At 40.4% G+C, this 475-nt stretch carries 2 protein-coding genes; both read right to left on the bottom strand.

Going from position 1 to position 475, the window contains the following annotated elements:
- Nucleotides 1–291 (bottom strand): ClpX C4-type zinc finger protein (locus tag HC175_RS18130; RefSeq protein WP_317172358.1); only part of this gene is annotated, 291 nt, incomplete at its 3' end.
- Between the two features lie 55 nt (nt 292–346).
- On the bottom strand, nt 347–475 hold a 129-nt coding region (locus HC175_RS18125; RefSeq protein ID WP_209310076.1), incomplete at its 5' end, for an ATP-dependent Clp protease proteolytic subunit.

The raw sequence follows: 475 nt of genomic DNA, 5'->3' as shown, positions 1-475 counted from the left end.
TGGTTGCAATAACCTCTTATAGTGGTTATAAACTGCTACAGACAAAACTTTTTTAGTGTGCTCCTGCCCTATTACATATTGATCTAAAAATGATTTTATTGCCTTGGGCTTCCTCAGTTTTAATTCTGAAGAAAGCTCTCCTGTCCCATCCTGTCTTGATTCCTCAATGACAATACCGTGGGCCTGCTCAATACAGCGATCGCAGATATGAGCATCCAGCCCGGCAATGAGCAGGTTGGTTTCAGGCTTTTTCCTTCCGCAGAAGGAGCATTCTAATTCTTCTTTTGCCATAAATTTTTTGTTGCAGCCTTAAAAAAGGCTTCTCTACATTCTTTTTATCGGGGCATTAGTCCCTCGTCAAAATTTCATCAATCATTCCGTATTCCAAAGCTTTATCGGCTTTCATCCAGTAATCCCTGTCACTGTCCTCATGGATCTTGTCATAAGTTTGTCCTGTATGTTTTGCAATGATATC

Source organism: Salinimicrobium oceani (assembly GCF_012037645.1).
This window is presented reverse-complemented; position numbering and strand designations above follow the sequence as displayed.